This is a genomic window from Aestuariispira insulae (genome assembly GCF_003385955.1).
GTDB lineage: Bacteria > Pseudomonadota > Alphaproteobacteria > UBA8366 > Aestuariispiraceae > Aestuariispira > Aestuariispira insulae.
Genome location: NZ_QRDW01000004.1, coordinates 264,338 through 284,943, shown reverse-complemented (window position 1 = coordinate 284,943; position 20,606 = coordinate 264,338). Strand labels below are relative to the sequence as shown.

Below are 20,606 nucleotides of genomic sequence, written 5' to 3'. Positions count from 1 at the left end.
TCATGTATGAATTCAACTATCATAAAGCCAGTTCCGTCTCTGATGCGGAGCAAGCCCTGAGGAATGCCAGTGACGGCAAGATTGTGGCCGGCGGCCAGACATTGCTGCCAACGCTTAAGCAGCGGTTGGCCTCTCCCAGTGACCTTATTGACCTTGGCGGTTGCAGTGAGCTTTGCGGCATCTCTGTCGATGGCGATACTGTCACCATTGGGGCCATGACTACCCATGCCATGGTCGCTAATTCAGCAGAGGTTCAATCGGCAATACCGGCTCTGGCGGGGCTGGCCTCCAATATCGGCGATGCGCAGGTGCGTAATCTGGGCACGATCGGCGGCTCTATTGCCAATAATGATCCTGCAGCGGATTATCCAGCGGCCTGTCTTGGTCTTGGGGCGGTAATTGTGACTGACAAGCGTGAAATTGTGGCAGATGACTTTTTCACCGGCCTGTTTGAAACAGCGCTGGATGAGCATGAAATCATCACAGCCATCCGATTTCCCAAGCCGGAAAAGGCCTGTTATCAGAAGTTCCCCAATCCGGCTTCGCGCTATGCCTTGGTCGGTGTGATGGTGGCCAAGATGTCCAGCGGCGTCAGGGTTGCTGTGACCGGAGCCGGGGCTGACGGCGTTTTCCGGGTTGATGCTTTCGAGTCGGCTCTAGACGGCAGTTTTTCGGCCTCCTCCCTTGATATCGAAATGGTTCATCTACCGGACCTTCTTGAGGATATCCATGGCAGTCCCGGTTATCGGGAAAATCTGATCCGGGTCATGGGGAAGCGGGCTGTGGAAGCCTGCGGTTAAGCTGCATTTTCCTCGGTTTCATTCTATGAGAGCAGGCTTCGGTCACTACCGGAGCCTGTTTTTCCTTTCTTGCCTTACTATTTGGAATTAAAGTGTATTCCCAAACTAATGAGCTGTTATGAGGCTGGATTAGCCTATGAATTTGCATGGGGTGAAAAAATCCCGGATCAAGCTACCGGAAGGTGAGACGCTGTTCTCCGAGGGGGATCCCAGCGATTGCGCGTTCTTGTTGAATACTGGAAGCGTTGAGGTCTTCAAGAATATCGATGGCGAAGACCGACCGCTGACGGTACTTGGTGCTGGCGAATTGCTCGGTGAGATGGGGTTGATCGATGGTCAACCACGCAGTGCTACTTTGATCACTAAAACCGAAGCCACCCTGGACCGAATTGAAAAAGAAGATTTCCTTCGGGAGCTGGAAGAAAATTCACGCTTCGCGGCTGAGGTGATGGGCATCCTGGTTCAACGTCTGCGGGGGCAGTTACCAGCGGAAGGCAGTCCAGTCCTGTTGCAGTCCGGTGAGGATATTTCTAATAATACCAACAATTTAAAAGATGGTTCCTCCGAAGATGAAAAAGACAAGACCGCTGCTAGCGGCAGTGTCAGACCGGAATTGCAAACTCGACAATCCGCTGCCGACGGACGAGTGATCCTGCCGATGGTTCTGGGTGACCGGGATGGACGCATTACCGGTATGCTGGCGGACCGTCTGCGCAATTGTTATGGCCTGACGGTTATCGGACAGGAGAAACAGGTCGGCAAAGCTGGCTCCTTTGCGGATCCTGTCCTGATGCAAAAGGCCGCGGCCAATGCCAGGCGCATGCTAGCGGAAAAGGATGCTGCTGTCCTTCTGCATGCCATGGTGGATGATGGTATGGCAGAAGATGCCATGATCTCAATTAGGATTGTTAGTCGGTGGCTGGATGAAGAAGGTCGCCTGGGCGGGGTATCCATCTTCGATCAGATGGAGTTGCCTGTTGATTTTGAAGGACCGGCAGGTGATCTGTTTGCCGCGTGGGTATTGGCTGGAACCCAAATGAGCGGTGAAGAAGCTGCAAAAGCTATCTCGCACTTATTGCCGGATACGATGCAAGAAGCGCTAAAAACAGGCGCGATAGATCAAAGCCGGTGTTCGAAACAGCAATATGTCCGGATGCTTTCCTGCTATGGTAATACGGCCGCGAAAGCCTCAATTTTATGTCAGAAAGCAGAATGGCTTGTGGAAGCATCCGCCGCATTCAAGCTTGCATCCCAGTTGAGCGATCCGGATTATCCTATTGAAAACGCAACTATTTTGCTTCACATGGCCGTGATTCTAAGCAGCATGGGTGAACGGGGCCGAAGCGAGGAAATTCTCAGGGCTGCGGCAGAAGCCTGCCATGAGGCAAGCGAATTGCTGGATCCGAAAATCGTGCCGGTGCAAGCATTGACTGCCCTGGCCCGGCTGGGCGCAATCCATTATCGGACAGCAGTTCTGGATTGTGACATTGAAAGATGTCGTCAAGGCGTAGAAGCATTTCAGGCAGCGCTTGCGATAAGTGATCGTCAGGCACTCCCCGATCAATGGGCTGATGTCATGAATGGATTGGGACAGATCCTTCAACTGTTTGGGCGGCTGTCCCACAAAACTGATCTGCTGAAATGGTCCATCAAGGTCTGTCTGTCGGCTCTGGAAGTGCGCTCTCAGGACCATAATCCGCTGGGATGGGCGCGCACACAGAATAATATCGGCACGTCTCGTTATCTGCTGGGCTCTCTATCCGAGGATAAAGAACAGTTGGCGCTATCGATCGACTGTTTTCGGGGAGCAGAAGCCGTCTTTCACGACAAGCATCAATCCAGCATGGTTGAATTGGTCAGGCGCAACCGGCATGCGGCAGAGCGTGAAATTGATGCGATGAAATAGCCTGCTGGAATTGAGGCTCTCACCTATTCCAGCTGTTGCACCCGATTTCACCATGCGGGATAATAAGCCGATGAAACATAATAATAATCATTGGACAGGATGATGAGTACCCTACCCGATTCCGTTGATGAAACCGGCCAATTGCTGCGAGATGGTCGATATGTAGCCGACCGATCGCTGGCGACTGCGCTTTATTTATCTTTAAGTCTGGGCAGGCCTCTATTTCTTGAGGGGGAAGCCGGTGTTGGTAAAACCGAGATTGCCAAAGTTCTGAGCCTGCAGTTAAAGCGGCCGCTCGTACGGTTGCAATGCTATGAAGGCCTTGATGTGGCTTCTTCGGTTTACGAATGGAATTACGCCCGCCAGATGGTTGAAATCCGCCTGGCGGAGGTCACAGGAACCGGGGATAAGGAAAAACTGAGTTCAGATCTGTTTTCAGAAAAATTCCTGGTGAAGCGGCCGATCCTGCATGCGCTGGATAAAACACCGGAAGGTCCGCCTATTCTGTTGATTGATGAATTGGATCGCACAGACGAGCCGTTCGAAGCTTTCCTTCTGGAAGTTTTGTCCGATTTCCAGGTTACAATCCCGGAGCTTGGCACCATCAAGGCACAAGAGCCGCCTCTGGTCATTATTACCTCTAACCGTACTCGCGAGATCCATGATGCGATCAAGCGGCGCTGTTTCTATTATTGGGTTGATTATCCGGATACAGAACGGGAGCTTGAGATCCTGTCATTCAAAGCGCCGGATATGCCGCAAAAGCTAAGCACCCAGATCGTCGCTTTTGTTCAAACGCTGCGGGATATGGATTTGTTTAAACTGCCGGGCGTCGCGGAAACTATCGATTGGGCGCATGCGCTGGTACAGCTTGACCATTTGACCCTGTCGCCGGATGTGATTAACGATACGTTGGGTACTTTGCTTAAATATCAAGATGATATCGCGCGCATTAAAGGCTCCGAAGCAGCCCGTATCCTTGATGAGGTCAATGCAGCTCTGCAAGTGGGCCAGAGATCCGGATAATGCAAAATCCCCCCACACTTCCTTGCTTGCCTGAAACCGGAGAGGCACAGGGCCGTCTCGACGAGAATATCATGCATTTTGGCCGGGTGCTGCGACAGGCTGGTTTGCCGGTGGGACCCGGCAAAATCCTTGATGCTTTAAAGGCTGTTGAAGCGGTTGGTTTGGAAAACCGTGATGATTTCTATTGGGCGCTGCATGCCGTCTTGGTGAATCGGCAGGATCAAAGACTGATTTTCGACCAGGCATTTCATTTTTTCTGGCGTAACCCAAAGCTATTGGATCGGATGATGGGGATGCTTTTGCCCACCTTTCGTGGCGAGGAATTGCTGCAACAGGAAGATGAAATCCTGCGTCGGATAGCCGAAGCCCTTGCCCCTTCTGATTCCTCTGGCCAGGTGGGGCAAAACCAGCCGGACCAGGATGAAGACACCAGGATCGAACTGGACGCGAGCTTGACCTATTCCGCTAGGGAACAATTGGCGGAGAAGGATTTTGAAAAAATGTCACTGGATGAACTGGCTTCGGTCCGTGCTGTCATGAAACGACTGGCCTTACCGATGAAGCCCTATCAGACACGCCGGTTTCAGGCACATGCCAATGGTCGTAAAGTGGATATGCGTAACAGCATGCGTGCTTCCGCAAGGCGTGGCGGCGAAGGAATCTGGCTCAAGTATCGCCGGCAACGCACGGTCAAACCGCCGCTGGTTGTCCTTTGCGACATTTCAGGTTCGATGGACCGTTATGCCCGGACCATTTTGTTTTATCTTCATGCACTGAGCAATGACCGGGATCGGGTGCATACATTTTTATTCGGCACCAGACTGACCAACATTAGCCGTCATCTACGGCGCAAAGATCCCGACCAGGCTCTTGATCTTATCAGCAAGCAAGTTCAGGACTGGTCCGGTGGCACTCGAATTGGAGATGCCTTGCAGAGTTTCAACAAAGACTGGTCCCGGCGTGTGTTGGGTCAAGGGGCCGTGGTATTGTTGATTACTGACGGTTTGGACCGTGCCGGCGCTGAGGGGGTTTCCAAGGAGATGGAACGGCTGCATAAATCCTGCCGCAAACTAATTTGGCTCAATCCGTTGTTGCGATTTGACCAATATGAACCCAAATCTAGGGGCGCGCGGGCTATAATGGCGCATGTTGATGAATTCAGGCCGGTGCATAACCTGGTGAGTGTCGCCCAGCTTGGGCAGGCCTTGAGCGGGAACGGATGCATGTCGGATCTGGAAATGGCTGACTGGAAAAAGAGAGCATCATGATGACGGAAAACGCGCCGCCATTCGGCCTGGAGGAAGATGTTTTGAAACAAGCAGCCAGATGGTTTGGTGACGGAAAAAAAGTGGCGATCGCAACTGTTGTAAAAACGTGGGGATCGTCTCCAAGACCGGTTGGCAGTCAATTGGTTGTGAATGAGGATTCTTCATTTGTCGGTTCTGTTTCGGGCGGCTGTATCGAAGGGGCTGTGGTAACTGAAGCACTGGATATTATGACAAGCGGCATGCCAAAGCTATTGTCCTTTGGTGTCTCCGACGCCATGGCCTGGGAGGTCGGACTCGCCTGCGGCGGTGAAATTGAAGTCTTTGTTGAAAGACTGGAAATATGAAGCTCTCAACACTTGATAATCTTCTCAGCGAGAAAGAACGAAAACTGCCCTGCGTTCTGGTGACAAGGCTTGGTGATGGGCATCAGGTTTTGTGGTCGGAATATGCCAATCTGTCCAAAACTGAATTCCCCGAAATTCTGGCAGATGCTTGCCGCGACGCTTTGCTAAAGGACAAAGGGTGCCAGTTTGAGTTGGCCGATGAGCGCTACTTTCTGCAAGTGCATAATCCACCCAAACGGCTTCTGATTGTCGGTGCCGTCCATATTTCGCAATTCCTGGCTCCAATGGCCGTTATGTCCGGATATGGGGTTACCCTGATTGATCCCAGGGGAGCCTGGGCAACACAAGAACGTTTTCCCGGTATTCCACTTGATAAACGCTGGCCCGATGAGGCTTTGGCAGATCTGGCACCTGATGCCCGAACAGCGATTGTTACATTGACCCATGACCCAAAGTTGGATGATCCGGCGCTTGAGTTTGCATTACGTTCAGAGTGTTTTTATCTAGGGGCGTTGGGCAGCCGGAAGACCCATGGCAAGCGAGTGGAAAGATTGGCAGCCATTGGTTTTGGCGAAGCGGATACCCGTCGAATTGCGGCCCCGGTCGGCCTGGATATCGGCGCCATATCCCCCGCTGAAATTGCTGTTTCAATTTTGGCTGAAATGACCTTGTCTCTTCATGGTCCTCGGCGGAAAACGATATAACAGAATGGATTTTGCAAAAAAAACGATTGCGAACATCCGACCAGGAGCCATCCTGGCGCATAGTCTGGCATTGGAAGGGCGGCGGCTCAAAAAAGGCCATATCCTCTCAGAAACCGATCTCAGCCTCATCCGTCAATCGGGCGTTGCTTCCTTGGTCGTGGCGGAATTGCAGGACGAAGACAGTCACGAGGATTTAGCCGCAGATCAAATCGCCAAAGCGATTGTCGGCAGCAATTTAATGTTAAGCCGGGCATATACCGGACGGGTAAACCTGCTTGCACAAGAACACGGGCTATTAGCCATCGACACATTATTGCTGAACGAGCTGAACCAGATTGATGAAGCGATCACTGTCGCTACCTTGCCGAACTTCGAACAGGTTGTGCCAAACCAGATGGTGGCAACAATCAAGGTCATTCCATTTGCAGCGTCAAAAGAAAGCCTGTTGGACTGGGAGGGGCGCACCTACGGTCAGCCGAAAACCATTGAATTGAGGCCATTTCAACGGAAGCGAGCTTTTCTGGTTCAAACCACCCTACCCGGCACAACGGAAAAAATTCTCGATAAGACGGCATCGGTCCTGGATTGGCGGCTTCAGGAATTGGGTAGCAGCCTGATCGGGGAGACACGTTGTTCCCATGAGGTGGAAGCTGTCCGCGAACAAATTGAGCATTTAGCATCAGATAAGCCTGATATCTTTCTGGTTAGCGGTGCCTCCGCCATTACTGACCGGCGGGATATCATTCCTTCGGCATTGGAAGCTGCTGGTGGCACGGTTGCACAGTTTGGTATGCCGGTGGATCCTGGAAATCTGCTCATGCTTGGAAATATTGACAAAACCCAGGTGATTGGCATTCCCGGATGCGCGCGTTCACCCAAAATCAACGGGTTTGACTGGGTCTTACAGCGCCTATGTGCGGACATTGCTGTGTCAGGCCGAGATATCCGCGCCATGGGGGTTGGCGGTCTGTTGAAGGAAATCCCAACACGCCCCCTGCCCCGTGGCCATGTAGCGGAACACAATCGGGGCGCTGTCAAAAAATCCAGAAATATTGTGCCTTTGATTCTTGCAGCCGGCCGATCGTCACGCATGGAAAACGGAAACAAGCTTCTGACGGTTTTCCGGGACCGACCTTTGATCCTTCATATCATGGAGACCTTGGCCAGTTGCGGGATGGCCCAGCCATCTGTTGTTACCGGGCATCAATATCGCGATGTTGAGGCGTTACTGGCCGATCATGACGTCAAATTGATCCATAATCCGGATTTTGCCGATGGCATGAGCAGTTCACTGCGCAGGGGAATTTCCCATATGCCGCTGGATTGCGACGGGGTTTTGGTTTGTTTGGGGGATATGCCCATGGTTTCCTCAGACACTTTGGAAAAACTGGCTGTAGAATTTGACCCGGACGAAAAACGGGAAATCTGTGTGCCAGTTCATGACGGCAGGCGTGGCAATCCCGTTCTGATCGGGCGGCGTTTTTTCTCGGAATTGCTGGAAATTCGAGGTGACAAAGGTGCCCGTGAGCTCATCCGCGCCTATCCGGATCAGGTTCATGAGGTTCCGGTGCAGGATGGCGGTATCCTGGTGGACCTTGATGACCGGAATGCCTTTGAACGCCTCAAGGATTAGAGCCTGATAGGAACGCGAATACGGCGTCGGCCATGCCATGATCATATAGATCCGCGTGCCCGGCATCCGGCAATATTTGAAACTGCGCACCTTCTGGCGCCGCTTGATAGAGCCTTTCGGCATATTTGAGAGGAATAGTCCTGTCTTTGGCACCATGGACAATCAATATCGGCGCCGTGATCCGGCCGATCCTGTCTGTTGACGGAAACGGATCATGCACCAGCCAACGGGCCGGCAAAAACCAATATGTGCCCTGGGCAACATCGGCGACACTGGAATATGGCGCTTCCAGGATGACGGCCGCGGCTTCACGTTGTGCGGCTATGGCAACAGCTATCCCGGATCCAAGGGATTCACCATAAAGTATGATTTGATCCGGCGCATATCCCTGCTCCAGCAGCCATTGATAAGCGGACAGACCATCAGCAATCAGCGATGTTTCACTGGGTTCGCCACCGTTTCCTGCGTTATAGCGATATGATGGCAGTAGAACCCCGAAACCTTTACTCACAAATTCCTGGGCTTTATTCGAACGGCCGGCAATGGTCCCCGCATTGCCGTGAAAGTAGAGAATGATCCTGTTCTCAGAGGCAGAGGGTTTCTGATACCAACTAAACAGCGGCAGCGTATCATGACCGGGTATTGCAAGAGATTGCGCTTCAAAAAGACGGTAACGGGCTGGAACCGGCCTGTCTTGATCTGGATGATACATCAGTTTTCGTTGAAAGGCGTATAGTCCCGTCAACAGTAAGCCATAGCCGATGACTAGAAAAATCAGGACATTTAGCAAAGCGGACCGCACCCTTTAATACCCCTGGAAACGTTTCGTTTAGAATAATTGTGCTAAATTGTTGCTTTATAGAGTTTAACGGATGTTGTATTACGTCAATTGCGGGTGTTTATCCATGTTTCCTTTTTGCAGCCATTGCTTGGCTGTTTTGAATATGCGTTATCCCCGGAAGAGACCCTAGGAATGTAGATAGCAAATCGAGCCGCAGAGAATATGACCGATCTATCCCGTGATGAATTAAAAGCCCATCTATCAGCCGTGGAAGCACAAGTGCGTGCCGCGCTGCGGATTGTTGCGGCTGAATCAAAATCGGTACAGCAGGCGCATAGCGCCCTGCGGGCAGATTTGGCTGCAGCGTTGGTTCGGTTGCAGGCGGATATGAATGCCGGCAACAATCAGTTGGAAAGCAAGGTTAACAAAATCCAGTCTGATGTTTTGAACCTGGGACGCCAGCGCAGAATGATTGTATCCATTCTTGCCGCGTTGGCTGTTCTTTTTGGCATCTCGGTAGGCCTATTGGCAGGTGGAAGCTGGTATCTTCTTCAGGATAAATTTGACTTCGATATGATGAAATCCAGCACTGAGATTACCATGCCGCTGCCGAAATCGCCGGATCTGGGCGAATAATTCTCCCGAAATCTGTTTTACCTACCCCTGATTCAGGGGGTTTTATTTACTATGCAATATTGTCCGCGCGCTTTCAGTTGCTGACACAAAGAGTCCGCACTGGCACGGCTGGTTGTCGGGCCAACATACAAACGGTAGTAGACCCCCTTGCTTCCCAGATCGACCCGCTTCGAACTGAAAGACATGCCCGACAGCTGTGTTGGGAATTTCTTCAGCAAATCCTGCTGGCCCCTTTCCAGGTTGGCCTGCTGCTTGTAGGACGCGAGATGTAGGACAAAACCGTTTGAGGAGGCTGCTGGTTGCGTCATCGTGGGCTTGGCCTCACCTGTGACGGGTTTCATAGCGGTTTCAGCTGGATTTTTCTCCATTTTGGCTTCCCCGGAAACAGGCTGCGTGCCCTCCTCTGCTTTTGCAGGCTCTTCCGGCTTTCTGGCCATTTCCTCTTCCGGCTTATCCATCTCCGGCATTGTCTCGGTGGTCACCTTGGCCGGCTCTGTCATGGCGGGCATAGCCGCAGCCATTGCCGGTTCAATATCGCCATATGCTACCGCATTTTTCACATAACCCTTCAGGGTGCGGCTGCTGGTGGCACCGTTTTTCAGTCCCGTTGCCTCCATCTTGACATAATATCCGATCCGCGGGGCGTAGTAGAAAATCCATTTTTCTGGTTCCTGACGGCTGCATTCAACGCGAAACGTATCGAATACACCCATGGCGATTTGAACCTGTTCTTCACCGGCAATCATGCATTTCCAGTCAAACTCCCAGGCATATGGTGGTTTGTCCGTATTGACGGTTGTTTTGAAATGAACCTCATTCCCGGTACGCAACGGAAAAAATTTCCCCTTCATGTTGCTGATCAGCCGCTTACCTTTGCCCCTGGAGCGGCTGTTCCATTCGATGGCGGGCAACAATGGGTTCACGGTGGTGATTTGTTGTTCGCCGGTATCGCTTTGCCACTGGATGGACTGATCCGAAACGTCAATCACCTGCCATGTCATATCCTGGTTATCAAAACGAAAGCGGTCGCCTGCCTGAAAACGTGGCGGGTTGGTCGCTTGAGCGGCGGTGTAATCCCGTTGATCATCGTCAATCGCAGCATCATTGCCGTCGAGCAGGCCCCCCATGCCGGAGCAGCCAGCGATGAGGAAGGATGTGCCGAGCGCCAGAAGGCGTAATTTCAATGTCACAGGCTTTTGCAGGAAAACCACCGATACCTCACTTAAATTCTTCGTTTTATTCTCACGGTTATTCAAATCGGAAACCGAATGGCCGTTTCTGTCGCAACTTTCCTATGATTCTGGTACTCGGTTCAATCGGTAGTTTTTCCCAACGGGGCCGTTTTCATCAAAAACACAAAAAAATCCTTCTGCCACTGGAACTTATTTGACGACTTTTTAAGGTTTTGACACTAAGCTCAACGTCATGTCAGGGGATCAATCCGATACTGGCGGCACCCAAGGTGGCGCGCCTTCCAAAAACCGGAAAAAATCCGGCAGCAAAAGTGCGGCCTGGTGGATCAGCAAGATCGGTACCGTTGCCGCCCTTGGGATCATGGCACTGGGAATTGTCATCAGAGTGATTGACCCTGAACCAATCGAGGCTTTGCGGTTAAAGACGTTCGATTTGTATAATCGCCTTGAACCACGCCCGAGTCTGAGCCGGGAGCAAACCCCTGTCGCCATTGTCGATATCGACGAAAAGAGCCTCGCCGAGTTGGGGCAATGGCCCTGGCCGCGAACGGTTCTGGCTGATCTGCTTGCAGCATTGCGTGATCAGGGTGCTGTTGTTGCCGGTTTCGATATGGTGTTTGCAGAGCCTGATCGCACATCTCCTGGCAGGATTGCCGAAAGTATTCGGGGTGCTGACCCTGAAACGGTTGAGCAATTGCGCGCATTGCCCAGCAACGATGCGGTCATGGCGTCGGTCATGCGCACCTTCCGTACAGTTGTCGGGCAGGCCGGTACAAAAACGGAGGCCGTGGAAAAACCTTCTGAATTGGCATTGAGCACAACATTTAAAGGGGTTCGTGCGGTTCAAGGCGCGGACTCAAAGCTGTTTGATAGCCATGTTTTCACCCAGACATCCCTGGTTGCCAATATTGAAGATCTTGAGCAATCCGCCTTTGGCCGCGGGCTGTTTTCTGTTGAGGAAGAGGTTGACGGTGTCGTCAGGCGGGTTCCGATCCTGATGAAAGTGGAAGGCGCGATCAAGCCGACCCTAACGGTTGAAATGCTGCGCGTCGCTTTCCAGGGAAACAGTATTTTTGCCTTCATGAACCAAGGTGGCATCCAGGATGTGCGGCTTCAAACTACCCAGGGAGCCTATCAGATACCGGTTGATGGCAAAGGTCGGGTCTGGGTCTATTTCAGTGAACCTGACCGGTTTAATACGCCGGATAATTCTGGCAGGCTTTATGTTTCTGCTTCGGATGTGATTAACAACAAGTTGCCAACAGGAAGGCTTGCCGGGAAATTGATCCTCATTGGCACTTCTGCTGTCGGCCTGCTCGATATCCGGTCGACCCCGATCTATTCCAGGCTGCCCGGGATCGAGGTTCACGCCAATTTGCTCGAAACTATTTTAACCAACAATTTCATCAAATATCCGGTGGAAATGGCGGGTTTTGAGATGATCGGGATGATATTGGCGGGGATTATCATGATCCTGTTGATACCTCGTGTCGGTCCGATCTGGACGTTGCTCGGTTTGTTGGCGGCGGCAGGCACTTTGGTCGGCGGCAGTTGGTACATGTTCACAGAGAAAAAGACACTGATTGACGTTACCTATTCCGGCATCCTGGTTTTTGCGACCTATTTTGTTCTGACATTTACAAACTACATGCGTGATGCGGTTGAAAAGCGCCAGGTCCGCGGCGCTTTCAGTCAATATCTTTCACCGGACTTGGTGGAGCAACTCGCCGAAAACCCCGATCAACTCACCCTGGGCGGGGAGTTGAAACGCATGACACTTTTATTCTGTGACGTGCGCGGCTTTACCACGATATCGGAGAGCTTCAAGGATGATCCACAAGGGTTAACGAAGCTGATCAACAGGCTGCTCACCCCGTTGACCAATGAAATTTTGAAACGCCGGGGCACAATCGACAAATATATGGGCGATTGCATCATGGCTTTTTGGAATGCCCCGCTGGAGGATGAGAAGCAGGAGGTTCATGCCTGCGATGCTGCGCTGGCGATGTTTAAAGCCCTTGACGTTTTGAATGCGGAACGTGAAGCCGAGGCAAAGGAACAAGGGGTTGAATTCCTGCCGCTTAAGATCGGTGCAGGTATCAATACAGGCGACTGCGTGGTCGGTAATATGGGGTCTGATCAGCGGTTTGACTATTCGGTGCTGGGGGATTCGGTCAATCTGGCATCTCGCTTGGAAGGCCAGTCAAAGAGTTATGGTGTCGATGTTGTGCTGGGGGTAGAAACACAAAGCAAAGTGACCGATCAGTTCGCCACGGCGGAATTGGACCTGATTGCGGTAAAAGGCAAAACGGAAGCGGTGCGGATCTTTGCGCTGCTGGATCAGCGAGAAAACCTGGACCCGGCTGAATTCAAGGCTTTTGAAGAAAAACATACTCAGTTCCTGGAATTGTATCGTGCCCAAAACTGGGATGAAGCCGAGAAGCTTGGCGAGCAGAATAAAGCCAGGCTCGGTGGCAAAATGGCCAAGTTTTATGAGATTTATCGGCAAAGAATGGAGGAATTCCGGTCTTCCCCCCTGCCCGCTGACTGGGATGGCGTATACGTGGCAACGACCAAATAGTCCGCCTTACTTCTCGCAAGTGAGGCTTATGAAGAATGCGCGCCTTTGATCATCATTTGTTTGATGATCCCAGCAACTTTGAAATCAGTGCCTGAAATTCTGAGCGCATCTGCCTGATTTCCTTGATAATCCACGCATGAAAGAAATCCAGGAAAGCCTGTTTTTCCCCTTCGGGCAAACGCCTGCTGTAGAAATATCCAAACTGCAACACTAACATCAAAGTGCCTTTGTTGAGCCTGACCGCACATTGCCGGACGGTGTCATCTTCCAGTTCCAGCAACGGTTGGAAAGACTGGATCAGGTTTTCGACACTGTTGGGCACTGACAGGGACAGTAGATTCTGATACCAGCCATCCACAGCCAATTGATAATCGCGCAATTTGCCCTCAATGACGGCTCCTTTTGGATCGACCGGTTGGAAATGTGAAAGAGATTTCCTCATTGCCCTCTCCGGGATTGATGGTGGTTCTGGCAAGCGAACCAAGTCCGGCGGCAAGGGGGCCGCGCCATCGATCCTGGCGCCGTCACTGCAATTGAAGAAACGGCAGGACCCATGGCGGCGAATGATACTGTGAAAGTGAGTGCGGGTCTGGGTGAATAGGGCATTGGAATAGACTTTTTCCCGAAGATTGCCGGGAACTTCCTGATCCATCTCAAGCATCCCTAGTCCGCTCTTCCAGAAGTCGTCGTCAGATCGATTATAGACCGATTGATCGGAATGATGTTTTCCTCTGTCGACGGCCCCGAGATCGATCCCGAAAAGATAAATGCGCGAAACGCCCAGACCGATCGCGACCCGGCTGGCGAAATTTGCAATGGTCGGGCCGGTATTTATGATTTGATCTGGGGCTGCCAGCAAAAGCGATGACGTCACCGAATCCCGGTAAACAAAGGTGGTTTCGTCAAATTCATCAGGGATGCGCGGATCGACTGTCGGCGAAGCAAAGAGATGAATCCCTTTGAAATCCTGGCCGCCATCCTTGTGGCCGAGAACCGCCTGGTAAACGATAGGCAAATTTTCCAACTCGCAATGAATATGCGGCTTGATCCCAGCGCGCAACAAAACACCCAGGCCGGTGCCTGCACTGATGATCAGTGCTTTCTCCCTGTTATTGCGGATGACCTCCAATGATTGGTCAACAGACGGTCCACTGCCCACAATGATCGCGTTATGCCCTTTCAGCCCCTCTTTTTCATTCAGATCCTTAAATAGGGCTCGTGACCCGGCGTTTAGATTCTGAACGGAGTGATCCAGCATGACCAATTCGTCTTCGAAAAACCCTTCCGACATGCCAAGGCCGGGCAGCATTTCCCGGAAAAGCTGGTTTGCTTGATCAAGGAAAGGACTTGTGTAATGCCGAAAAACATAACTGCCGTCGATCAGGGCGAACTGGTCGCCACGCAGGGCAATATAGAGCCGGTTTGACAGGCGGACCGGGTCGTCATCGATCAGGAACCGGATGTTTCCTCCCCGTTTGGCCAAGATACTGAAAAGCTCTTCAAGATTATGAATTTGGCAGCTGAAATAGAAAAACTCCCAAAATTGATCGCAGATGATTAACTCTTTAAAATCAAATTCTTCAATTAACAATTTAAGGTGATGGCCAAGTCCGAGACCGAATGAAATGCAATAGCCTGCTGACGGATCATCCAGCCTGTTCGCCTGGACAGAATCAATTATGCCAAAGGTTTCATAAGCTGTGCGGTATAGGGCCTCTTCCCGCATAAGGAACTCGCTGCCAAATTTGGGCGGCTGAACAAAAAACCGGTTGGGTTTCTCTCGATAAAGCGTGATCTGGTTTTTTGCGAATTCCCAGGCGTTTCCCTGGTAAAAAAAAGATCCGCCGAGATCGATATTCTGACCGCTTTCCTCTTCGATCAGTTTGATGGCAGGTTCCGGCATTTGTTCCAGGTAATCGGCTTCCGCATGATATCCATGGGACCTGAGTGTGCTTAAATTTTCGGTGAATAAGGTCTTGGACATGCGTTCAGGCCGGGATCAGTCATCTTCAACGGTATAGTGGGACTGTCGGCCCAAGCCTTCAATTCCAAGCTCCACCTTGTTTCCTGCTCTCAAATAGACCGGTGGCGCCATGCCCATGCCAACGCCAGGCGGTGTGCCGGTGGCAATCACATCGCCGGGATGCAGGCTCATGAACCGGCTGAGATAGCTGATTAGCAACGGCACCTTGAAAATCATCTGTCCTGTATGGCTGTCCTGAAATCTGTTGCCATCAATTTCCTGCCAGATAGCTAAATCAGATGGATCAGCAATTTCGTCCCGTGTGACCAGCCAGGGCCCCAGTGGCGCAAAACTGTCTGCGCTTTTGCCTTTTACCCATTGCCCGCCCCGGTCCAGTTGGAAGTGGCGCTCGGAAATATCATTGAAGACGGCATAACCGGCGACATGCTCGAGAGCATTCGCCTCTTCGATGTATTTTCCCTTTTTGCCAATGATCACGGCAAGCTCTGCCTCCCAATCGACGCGGCTAGCATTACGGGGCAGGATGATATTGTCATTAGGCCCGGTCAAGGCGCTGGTTGCCTTCATGAAAACCACCGGCTCTTCAGGCACCTGCATGCCCGCTTCCTTGACATGATCAAGATAGTTCAGGCCGATGCAGATGATTTTCCCAACACCGGTTACACAGCATCCCAGGCGGACATGCTCCTGGACCAGGGGAAGTTCATCTTCTTTCAAAGCCCGGAGTTTATTCAAGCTGGCATCGTCCAGGACAGCCGGATCAATATCCCCGATATGGCCGCTGAGGTCCCGTATTTCTCCCTTCTGATCAATCAAGCCGGGACGTTCTTCTCCAGGATGGCCAAAGCGTACCAGTTTCATGGTTGCTGTTCCTTCAATTGCCGAGGGAAACAGATTGCACGTTTCCTCAGGAATCCGCAATGATTTCAATTGCCTTCAGGTCCAATGAAAATCTCGGTTGACAGAAATGGTCGCTTGGTTTCATAACTTGTATATACAAATTGGATGAAGGAGAAATCATCATGTCGGACCAGGCCCCCGTTCCGCGCTATAAAATGGTGCGGGATCATATCATCCGGAATATCCGATCCGGAGCCTGGGCTGCGGATTCCAAAATCCCATCTGAGAATGAATTGGTAAGGGAGCTGGATGTCAGTCGCATGACCGTCAACAGGGCACTTCGTGAGCTGACGTCTGAAGGGATGTTGCGCCGGGTTCAGGGATTGGGCAGTTTTGTCGCCGGCCCGCAGCCGCAATCAGTATTGCTGGAGTTACGCAACATCGCCGATGAAATCCGCGAGCGTGGGCACGCTTATCATGCCGAGATTCTCTGCCTTGAGGAAGAGGCGGCTTCCCCTGCCCTGGCGGCTTACATGTATCTGGAGGGTGACAATAAAGTTTTCCATTCCATGATCGTGCATCATGAAAACGAAATTCCCGTCCAATTGGAAGACCGATATGTCAGCAAGGCCGTCGTACCGGGGTACAGGGATAATGATTTTACCTCTATCACACCCAACGAGTTTTTGGTGAAAGCAGCACCTGCGGAAGAAGTCGAGCATCTGGTTGAGGCCTGTTTGCCGGATGAAACCGTTGCTGATGCGCTGCGCATGGAACCCGGCCAGCCGTGTCTTCTGCTGCACCGGCGCACATGGTCCTCCGGCAAGGTGGTTTCCAGCGCTAAACTTTATCATCCGGGTGATCGCTATCGCCTGGGGGCCCACTTTCATTCATCGCCCACCGGCCAGCCCGTCGATTGACCGGGCAACCGTTTATTCTAGCCTAGAAGGATATCTGAGATGAGTTCAAATCCCCGTTTGGACAATAACCGCGAAATCCGAAGCCCGCACGGTCCTGAACTGACCTGTAAAAGCTGGCTTTCCGAAGCGCCGATGCGCATGCTGATGAACAATCTGGACCCGGATGTAGCCGAACATCCCCATGAGCTGGTGGTCTATGGGGGGATCGGTCGCGCAGCCCGAAACTGGGAATGTTATGACAGGATCGTGGAGAGCCTGAAAACCCTTTCCGATGATGAAACCCTTCTGGTTCAAAGCGGCAAACCGGTTGGTGTGTTCCGCACCCATGAAGATGCGCCGCGGGTTTTGATCGCCAACTCCAACCTGGTACCTCATTGGGCCAATTGGGAACATTTCAATGAACTGGATGCCAAGGGGCTGGCCATGTATGGCCAGATGACCGCCGGGTCCTGGATCTATATCGGCAGCCAGGGCATCGTCCAGGGCACTTATGAAACCTTTGTTGAAATGGGCCGGCAGCATTTTAGTGGCGACCTGAAAGGCAAATGGATTCTGACAGCTGGTCTTGGTGGCATGGGCGGTGCACAACCCCTGGCCGCGACTATGGCGGGTGCCTGCATGCTGGCCGTTGAATGCCAGCCGAGTCGGATTGATTTTCGCCTGCGCAGCGGCTATCTGGACAAGAAGGCAGATACGCTTGATGAAGCAATGGCGATGATTGATGAAGCTGTTGCGAAAGGTGAAGCGATCTCTGTCGGCCTGTTGGGTAATGCCGCTGAAATCCTGCCGGAAATGGTCGAAAAGGGCATCCGCCCAGACGCGGTGACCGATCAGACGTCTGCTCATGATCCGGTGAACGGTTATCTGCCGATCGGCTGGACACTCGACCAGTGGCAGAGCTTGCGCGAAAGCGATCCCAAACGGGTCAGCGATGAGGCCAAGAAATCCATGGCTGTTCATGTCCGCGCCATGTTGGAATTCCAGAAAATGGGCATCCCAACCTTTGATTACGGCAATAACATCCGCCAGGTCGCCAAGGATGAAGGTGTCGAAAACGCCTTTGATTTCCCGGGTTTCGTCCCGGCCTATATCCGCCCCCTCTTCTGCCGCGGCGTCGGTCCGTTCCGCTGGGCCGCTCTTTCTGGTGATCCGGAAGACATATACAAGACCGACCAGAAGGTGAAAGAGCTGATCCCGGATGATCCCCATCTTCACAACTGGCTGGATATGGCGCGTGAGCGAATTCAGTTCCAAGGCCTCCCGGCCCGTATCTGCTGGGTTGGTCTGGGCCAGCGGCATCGCCTGGGACTCGCCTTTAATGAAATGGTCAAGAATGGTGAATTGAAAGCGCCGGTCGTGATTGGCCGCGACCACCTGGACAGCGGTTCGGTGGCCAGTCCCAACCGTGAAACCGAAGCGATGAAAGATGGTTCGGACGCCGTTTCCGATTGGCCACTCCTGAACGCTCTTCTCAATACTGCCAGTGGCGCAACCTGGGTCAGTCTGCATCATGGCGGCGGTGTCGGTATGGGCTTTTCCCAGCATTCCGGTGTGGTGATCTGTTGCGACGGCACGGACAAAGCGGCGGAACGGATTGGCCGCGTGCTTTGGAACGATCCGGCAACCGGCGTGATGCGCCATGCGGATGCGGGCTACGAGATCGCGCAGGAATGCGCGCGTGAACAAGGGCTTAACCTCCCAATGCTGGAGTCATAATTCAATGTCTGAAACGATTACAATCACCCCGGGTCAACTGACTTTGAACCAGGTTCGCCGGATTTATGACGGCGCAAAAATCAAGTTGGATGAAGCGGCCCGCCCTGCGGTCGAGCAATCCGCTCAGACGGTTGCTGATATTATTTCCGCCGGCAAGACGGTTTACGGGATCAATACCGGCTTTGGGCGGTTGGCAAAAACAACGATCCCCAATGACAAACTGGTGGATCTCCAGAAAAACCTGGTTATGTCCCATGCGACCGGCATAGGCGCCCTTCTGGATGACGATATCGTTCGGGTCATCATGGCGCTGAAGGTCAACGCATTGGCGCGGGGCCATTCCGGCATTCGCTGGTCGGTGATTGAAAGCATTGCCAAACTGATGAATGAAGGAATTTACCCCTGTATTCCGGCCAAAGGCTCTGTGGGCGCGTCCGGTGATTTGGCTCCCTTGGCGCATCTTTCCTGCGCCTTGCTTGGGATCGGCAATGTGCGGGTCGGCGGCAAAATTATCCCCGCCAAGCAAGGGCTGGCCATGGCCGGGCTGGACATCCTAGAATTGGGGCCCAAGGAAGGCTTGGCATTGCTGAACGGCACCCAGACCAGTACGGCACTGGCGTTGGTCGGTCTTTTCCAGGGGGAGAATGTCTTTGCTTCCGCCTTGGTGGCCGGCGCCTTGACGGTTGATGCGGCCAAGGGTTCCGATGCGCCTTTTGACCCGCGGATCCAGTCCGTGCGCGGTCATCAGGGCCAGATGGATGTGGCAAAGGCCTATCTGTCCTTCCTGCAAGGCAGCGAGATCCGTGACAGCCACTTGAACTGTGACCGGGTTCAGGACCCCTACTCCCTGCGCTGTCAGCCGCAGGTTATGGGGGCCTGCCTGGATCATCTGCGTTTCACAGCCCAGACCTTTGGAATTGAAGCCAACGCGGTTTCCGACAATCCGCTTGTATTCTCAGAGAATGGCGATGTGATTTCCGGCGGCAATTTCCATGCGGAACCAGTCGCCATGTCTGCAGACGTTTTGGCGATCGCGCTATCTGAAGTCGGCGCGATCTCTGAACGGCGCATCGCCCTGATGATGGATCCGGCGCAAAGTGGTCTGCCGGCCTTTCTGGTGGAAGATGGCGGGGTCAATTCCGGTTTCATGATCGCACAGGTCACTGCAGCGGCTCTGGCCAGTGAGAATAAAACGCTTGCCCATCCGGCCAGCATCGATTCCCTGCCCACCAGCGCCAACCAGGAAGACCATGTCTCCATGGCAACATTCGCGGCCCGGCGGCTTGCCGACATTAACGAAAATGTTGCCGGTGTTATTGCTGTTGAAATGCTCTGTGCCGCACAGGGAATTGACTTCCACGCCCCCATGCGCACGTCAGAGAAATTGCAAAAAGCCATGGACGCCATTCGCTCTGTCGCGCCGCATTATGATAAGGACCGGTATTTCCATCCGGAAATGGAAGCCGTTAAGGATATGGTCTTGAAAGGGGCCTTCCAGGGCCTTGCGCCGGAAGGGCTCATGCCAAGCTATTGATCTTTTGTTCTTTCCGGAAACGCCGCCGCTCTGGCGGCGTTTCCATTTTTGGGCTATCAAGGTTTCTGAAAAGCAGCGGAAAGAAGCTTAATGACGCAGCAACAAGAAGGAACCCTGGTCCTTGTGGTTGGCCCCAGCGGCAGCGGTAAAGACAGCCTGATCCGTGCTGTCCGGGAAAGGCTTGCCGGCGATTCTCGTTTCCATTTCGCCAAGCGGGTGATCACCCGCGCGGAACATGATGGAATTGAGGATCATATTCATACGACTATGGATGGTTTCCAGCTTTCCGAAGAAGGAAACGCCTTCCTTTTGCATTGGCATGCCCATGGACATGCCTATGGTATTCCCGGTCATATCCGGCATGTTTTGGAAATGGGTCAACATGTGATTGTCAATGTTTCGAGAGGCGTCATTGAGCAGGCCATGGCACAATATGGCCATGTGAGGGTCATCGCGGTTCAAGCCAGCCTGGAAACCGCGTTTAAACGTCTGAAGGAACGGGGCCGGGAAAGCGAAGAGGAAATTGCCCAACGGTTGAAACGTTATGATTTCCCCATACCGGCAATCGCCAATGTGTTTCAGGTCGACAATGACGGATCTTTTGACGATGCCGTTACCTGTTTTACTGAGTTTCTTTTTGAATTGGCCTGATTTAGTCGCGTAGCGACGTGGAATCTGATCGCTTCAAAGGGCTTTTCCTTGAAAGCATGCGCCATTCCGGCTATATCGCGGGCGCTAAT

The 20,606-nt window shown here is 52.6% G+C and carries 18 protein-coding genes; 14 read left to right on the top strand and 4 right to left on the bottom strand.

The window, feature by feature from the left end; genetic code table 11:
* Positions 1–2 precede the first annotated feature (2 nt).
* The 7 genes from DFP90_RS12170 (at position 3) to DFP90_RS12140 (ending at position 7,681) form a co-directional block, all read left to right on the top strand.
* Positions 3–800: an FAD binding domain-containing protein gene (locus DFP90_RS12170; protein WP_115936757.1), complete on the top strand. Its 798-nt coding sequence runs from the start codon at positions 3–5 to the stop codon at positions 798–800.
* 136 nt (positions 801–936) lie between these two features.
* The gene (locus DFP90_RS12165; protein WP_115936756.1) at positions 937–2,706 is read left to right on the top strand and encodes a cyclic nucleotide-binding domain-containing protein; all 1,770 of its coding nucleotides are present in this window, start codon (positions 937–939) and stop codon (positions 2,704–2,706) included.
* 99 nt (positions 2,707–2,805) lie between these two features.
* Entirely contained in the window at positions 2,806–3,732 is a 927-nt protein-coding gene (locus DFP90_RS12160; RefSeq protein ID WP_115936755.1) for an AAA family ATPase, read from the top strand.
* Positions 3,732–5,000 carry a vWA domain-containing protein gene (locus DFP90_RS12155; protein ID WP_115936754.1) on the top strand — a complete coding sequence of 423 codons (1,269 nt, stop codon included), beginning with the start codon at positions 3,732–3,734 and terminating at the stop codon, positions 4,998–5,000. Before DFP90_RS12160 ends, DFP90_RS12155 begins: the two co-directional genes overlap by 1 nt.
* Positions 4,997–5,344: an XdhC family protein gene (locus tag DFP90_RS12150; protein ID WP_245957053.1), complete on the top strand. Its 348-nt coding sequence runs from the start codon at positions 4,997–4,999 to the stop codon at positions 5,342–5,344. Before DFP90_RS12155 ends, DFP90_RS12150 begins: the two co-directional genes overlap by 4 nt.
* Complete coding sequence (locus tag DFP90_RS12145) at positions 5,341–6,048, top strand: XdhC family protein (protein ID WP_115936753.1); 708 nt, start codon at positions 5,341–5,343, stop codon at positions 6,046–6,048. The genes DFP90_RS12150 and DFP90_RS12145 overlap by 4 nt, the downstream gene beginning before the upstream one ends.
* 4 nt (positions 6,049–6,052) lie before the next feature.
* Positions 6,053–7,681: an NTP transferase domain-containing protein gene (locus DFP90_RS12140; protein ID WP_181905327.1), complete on the top strand. Its 1,629-nt coding sequence runs from the start codon at positions 6,053–6,055 to the stop codon at positions 7,679–7,681.
* On the opposite strand, the gene DFP90_RS22875 is transcribed toward DFP90_RS12140, so the two are convergent.
* Positions 7,671–8,393, bottom strand: a complete 723-nt coding sequence (locus DFP90_RS22875) for an alpha/beta hydrolase (RefSeq protein WP_115936751.1) — start codon at positions 8,391–8,393, stop codon at positions 7,671–7,673. The two genes, DFP90_RS12140 and DFP90_RS22875, sit on opposite strands and share 11 nt — an antisense overlap.
* Positions 8,394–8,684: 291 nt before the next feature.
* On the opposite strand from DFP90_RS22875, the gene DFP90_RS12130 reads away from it, so the two are divergent.
* Positions 8,685–9,098, top strand: coding sequence for a hypothetical protein (locus tag DFP90_RS12130; protein WP_115936750.1), 414 nt, complete (start codon positions 8,685–8,687; stop codon positions 9,096–9,098).
* A 32-nt stretch (positions 9,099–9,130) separates the two neighbouring features.
* Here DFP90_RS12130 and DFP90_RS22870 read toward each other — a convergent pair whose 3' ends face one another.
* The gene (locus DFP90_RS22870) at positions 9,131–9,844 is read right to left on the bottom strand and encodes an SPOR domain-containing protein (protein WP_181905325.1); all 714 of its coding nucleotides are present in this window, start codon (positions 9,842–9,844) and stop codon (positions 9,131–9,133) included.
* Here DFP90_RS22870 and DFP90_RS22865 point away from each other — a divergent pair.
* Entirely contained in the window at positions 9,818–10,276 is a 459-nt protein-coding gene (locus DFP90_RS22865; RefSeq protein ID WP_181905324.1) for a hypothetical protein, read from the top strand. The two genes, DFP90_RS22870 and DFP90_RS22865, sit on opposite strands and share 27 nt — an antisense overlap.
* Before the next feature lie 247 nt (positions 10,277–10,523).
* Positions 10,524–12,872, top strand: a complete 2,349-nt coding sequence (locus tag DFP90_RS12120; protein ID WP_115936748.1) for a CHASE2 domain-containing protein — start codon at positions 10,524–10,526, stop codon at positions 12,870–12,872.
* Positions 12,873–12,924: 52 nt separating this feature from the next.
* Here the strand turns inward: DFP90_RS12120 and DFP90_RS12115 are convergent, their stop codons facing one another.
* On the bottom strand, positions 12,925–14,856 hold the full coding sequence (locus tag DFP90_RS12115; RefSeq protein WP_115936747.1) for a motility associated factor glycosyltransferase family protein: 1,932 nt from the start codon (positions 14,854–14,856) through the stop codon (positions 12,925–12,927).
* 15 nt (positions 14,857–14,871) lie between these two features.
* On the bottom strand, positions 14,872–15,717 hold the full coding sequence (locus DFP90_RS12110; protein ID WP_115936746.1) for a fumarylacetoacetate hydrolase family protein: 846 nt from the start codon (positions 15,715–15,717) through the stop codon (positions 14,872–14,874).
* A gap of 161 nt (positions 15,718–15,878) precedes the next feature.
* Between DFP90_RS12110 and hutC the strand changes: the two genes are divergently transcribed.
* From hutC to phnN, 4 genes are all read left to right on the top strand, one after another.
* Positions 15,879–16,616, top strand: a complete 738-nt coding sequence (gene hutC, locus DFP90_RS12105; RefSeq protein WP_115936745.1) for a histidine utilization transcriptional repressor HutC — start codon at positions 15,879–15,881, stop codon at positions 16,614–16,616.
* Positions 16,617–16,655: 39 nt separating this feature from the next.
* Positions 16,656–18,332 (top strand): urocanate hydratase, encoded by a 1,677-nt coding sequence (hutU, locus tag DFP90_RS12100; RefSeq protein WP_115936744.1) that lies wholly within the window; start codon positions 16,656–16,658, stop codon positions 18,330–18,332.
* A 4-nt stretch (positions 18,333–18,336) separates the two neighbouring features.
* Complete coding sequence (gene hutH / locus DFP90_RS12095; protein WP_115936743.1) at positions 18,337–19,866, top strand: histidine ammonia-lyase; 1,530 nt, start codon at positions 18,337–18,339, stop codon at positions 19,864–19,866.
* Between the two features lie 90 nt (positions 19,867–19,956).
* Positions 19,957–20,517 (top strand): phosphonate metabolism protein/1,5-bisphosphokinase (PRPP-forming) PhnN, encoded by a 561-nt coding sequence (gene phnN / locus DFP90_RS12090; RefSeq protein ID WP_115936742.1) that lies wholly within the window; start codon positions 19,957–19,959, stop codon positions 20,515–20,517.
* The last annotated feature ends 89 nt before the right edge of the window (positions 20,518–20,606 follow it).

What these genes read in the sequence shown, in the direction of transcription:
- hutH (WP_115936743.1), top strand. Translation starts at nt 18,337, where the DNA reads ATGTCTGAAACGATTACAATCACCCCGGGTCAACTGACTTTGAACCAG.
- DFP90_RS12170 (WP_115936757.1), top strand. Translation starts at nt 3, where the DNA reads ATGTATGAATTCAACTATCATAAAGCCAGTTCCGTCTCTGATGCGGAG.
- phnN (WP_115936742.1), top strand. Translation starts at nt 19,957, where the DNA reads ATGACGCAGCAACAAGAAGGAACCCTGGTCCTTGTGGTTGGCCCCAGC.
- DFP90_RS12130 (WP_115936750.1), top strand. Translation starts at nt 8,685, where the DNA reads ATGACCGATCTATCCCGTGATGAATTAAAAGCCCATCTATCAGCCGTG.
- DFP90_RS12160 (WP_115936755.1), top strand. Translation starts at nt 2,806, where the DNA reads ATGATGAGTACCCTACCCGATTCCGTTGATGAAACCGGCCAATTGCTG.
- DFP90_RS12120 (WP_115936748.1), top strand. Translation starts at nt 10,524, where the DNA reads ATGTCAGGGGATCAATCCGATACTGGCGGCACCCAAGGTGGCGCGCCT.
- hutC (WP_115936745.1), top strand. Translation starts at nt 15,879, where the DNA reads ATGTCGGACCAGGCCCCCGTTCCGCGCTATAAAATGGTGCGGGATCAT.
- DFP90_RS12145 (WP_115936753.1), top strand. Translation starts at nt 5,341, where the DNA reads ATGAAGCTCTCAACACTTGATAATCTTCTCAGCGAGAAAGAACGAAAA.
- DFP90_RS22875 (WP_115936751.1), bottom strand. Translation starts at nt 8,393, where the DNA reads ATGTATCATCCAGATCAAGACAGGCCGGTTCCAGCCCGTTACCGTCTT.
- DFP90_RS12140 (WP_181905327.1), top strand. Translation starts at nt 6,053, where the DNA reads ATGGATTTTGCAAAAAAAACGATTGCGAACATCCGACCAGGAGCCATC.
- DFP90_RS12150 (WP_245957053.1), top strand. Translation starts at nt 4,997, where the DNA reads ATGATGACGGAAAACGCGCCGCCATTCGGCCTGGAGGAAGATGTTTTG.
- hutU (WP_115936744.1), top strand. Translation starts at nt 16,656, where the DNA reads ATGAGTTCAAATCCCCGTTTGGACAATAACCGCGAAATCCGAAGCCCG.
- DFP90_RS12165 (WP_115936756.1), top strand. Translation starts at nt 937, where the DNA reads ATGAATTTGCATGGGGTGAAAAAATCCCGGATCAAGCTACCGGAAGGT.
- DFP90_RS12110 (WP_115936746.1), bottom strand. Translation starts at nt 15,717, where the DNA reads ATGAAACTGGTACGCTTTGGCCATCCTGGAGAAGAACGTCCCGGCTTG.
- DFP90_RS12115 (WP_115936747.1), bottom strand. Translation starts at nt 14,856, where the DNA reads ATGTCCAAGACCTTATTCACCGAAAATTTAAGCACACTCAGGTCCCAT.
- DFP90_RS22870 (WP_181905325.1), bottom strand. Translation starts at nt 9,844, where the DNA reads ATGATTGCCGGTGAAGAACAGGTTCAAATCGCCATGGGTGTATTCGAT.
- DFP90_RS12155 (WP_115936754.1), top strand. Translation starts at nt 3,732, where the DNA reads ATGCAAAATCCCCCCACACTTCCTTGCTTGCCTGAAACCGGAGAGGCA.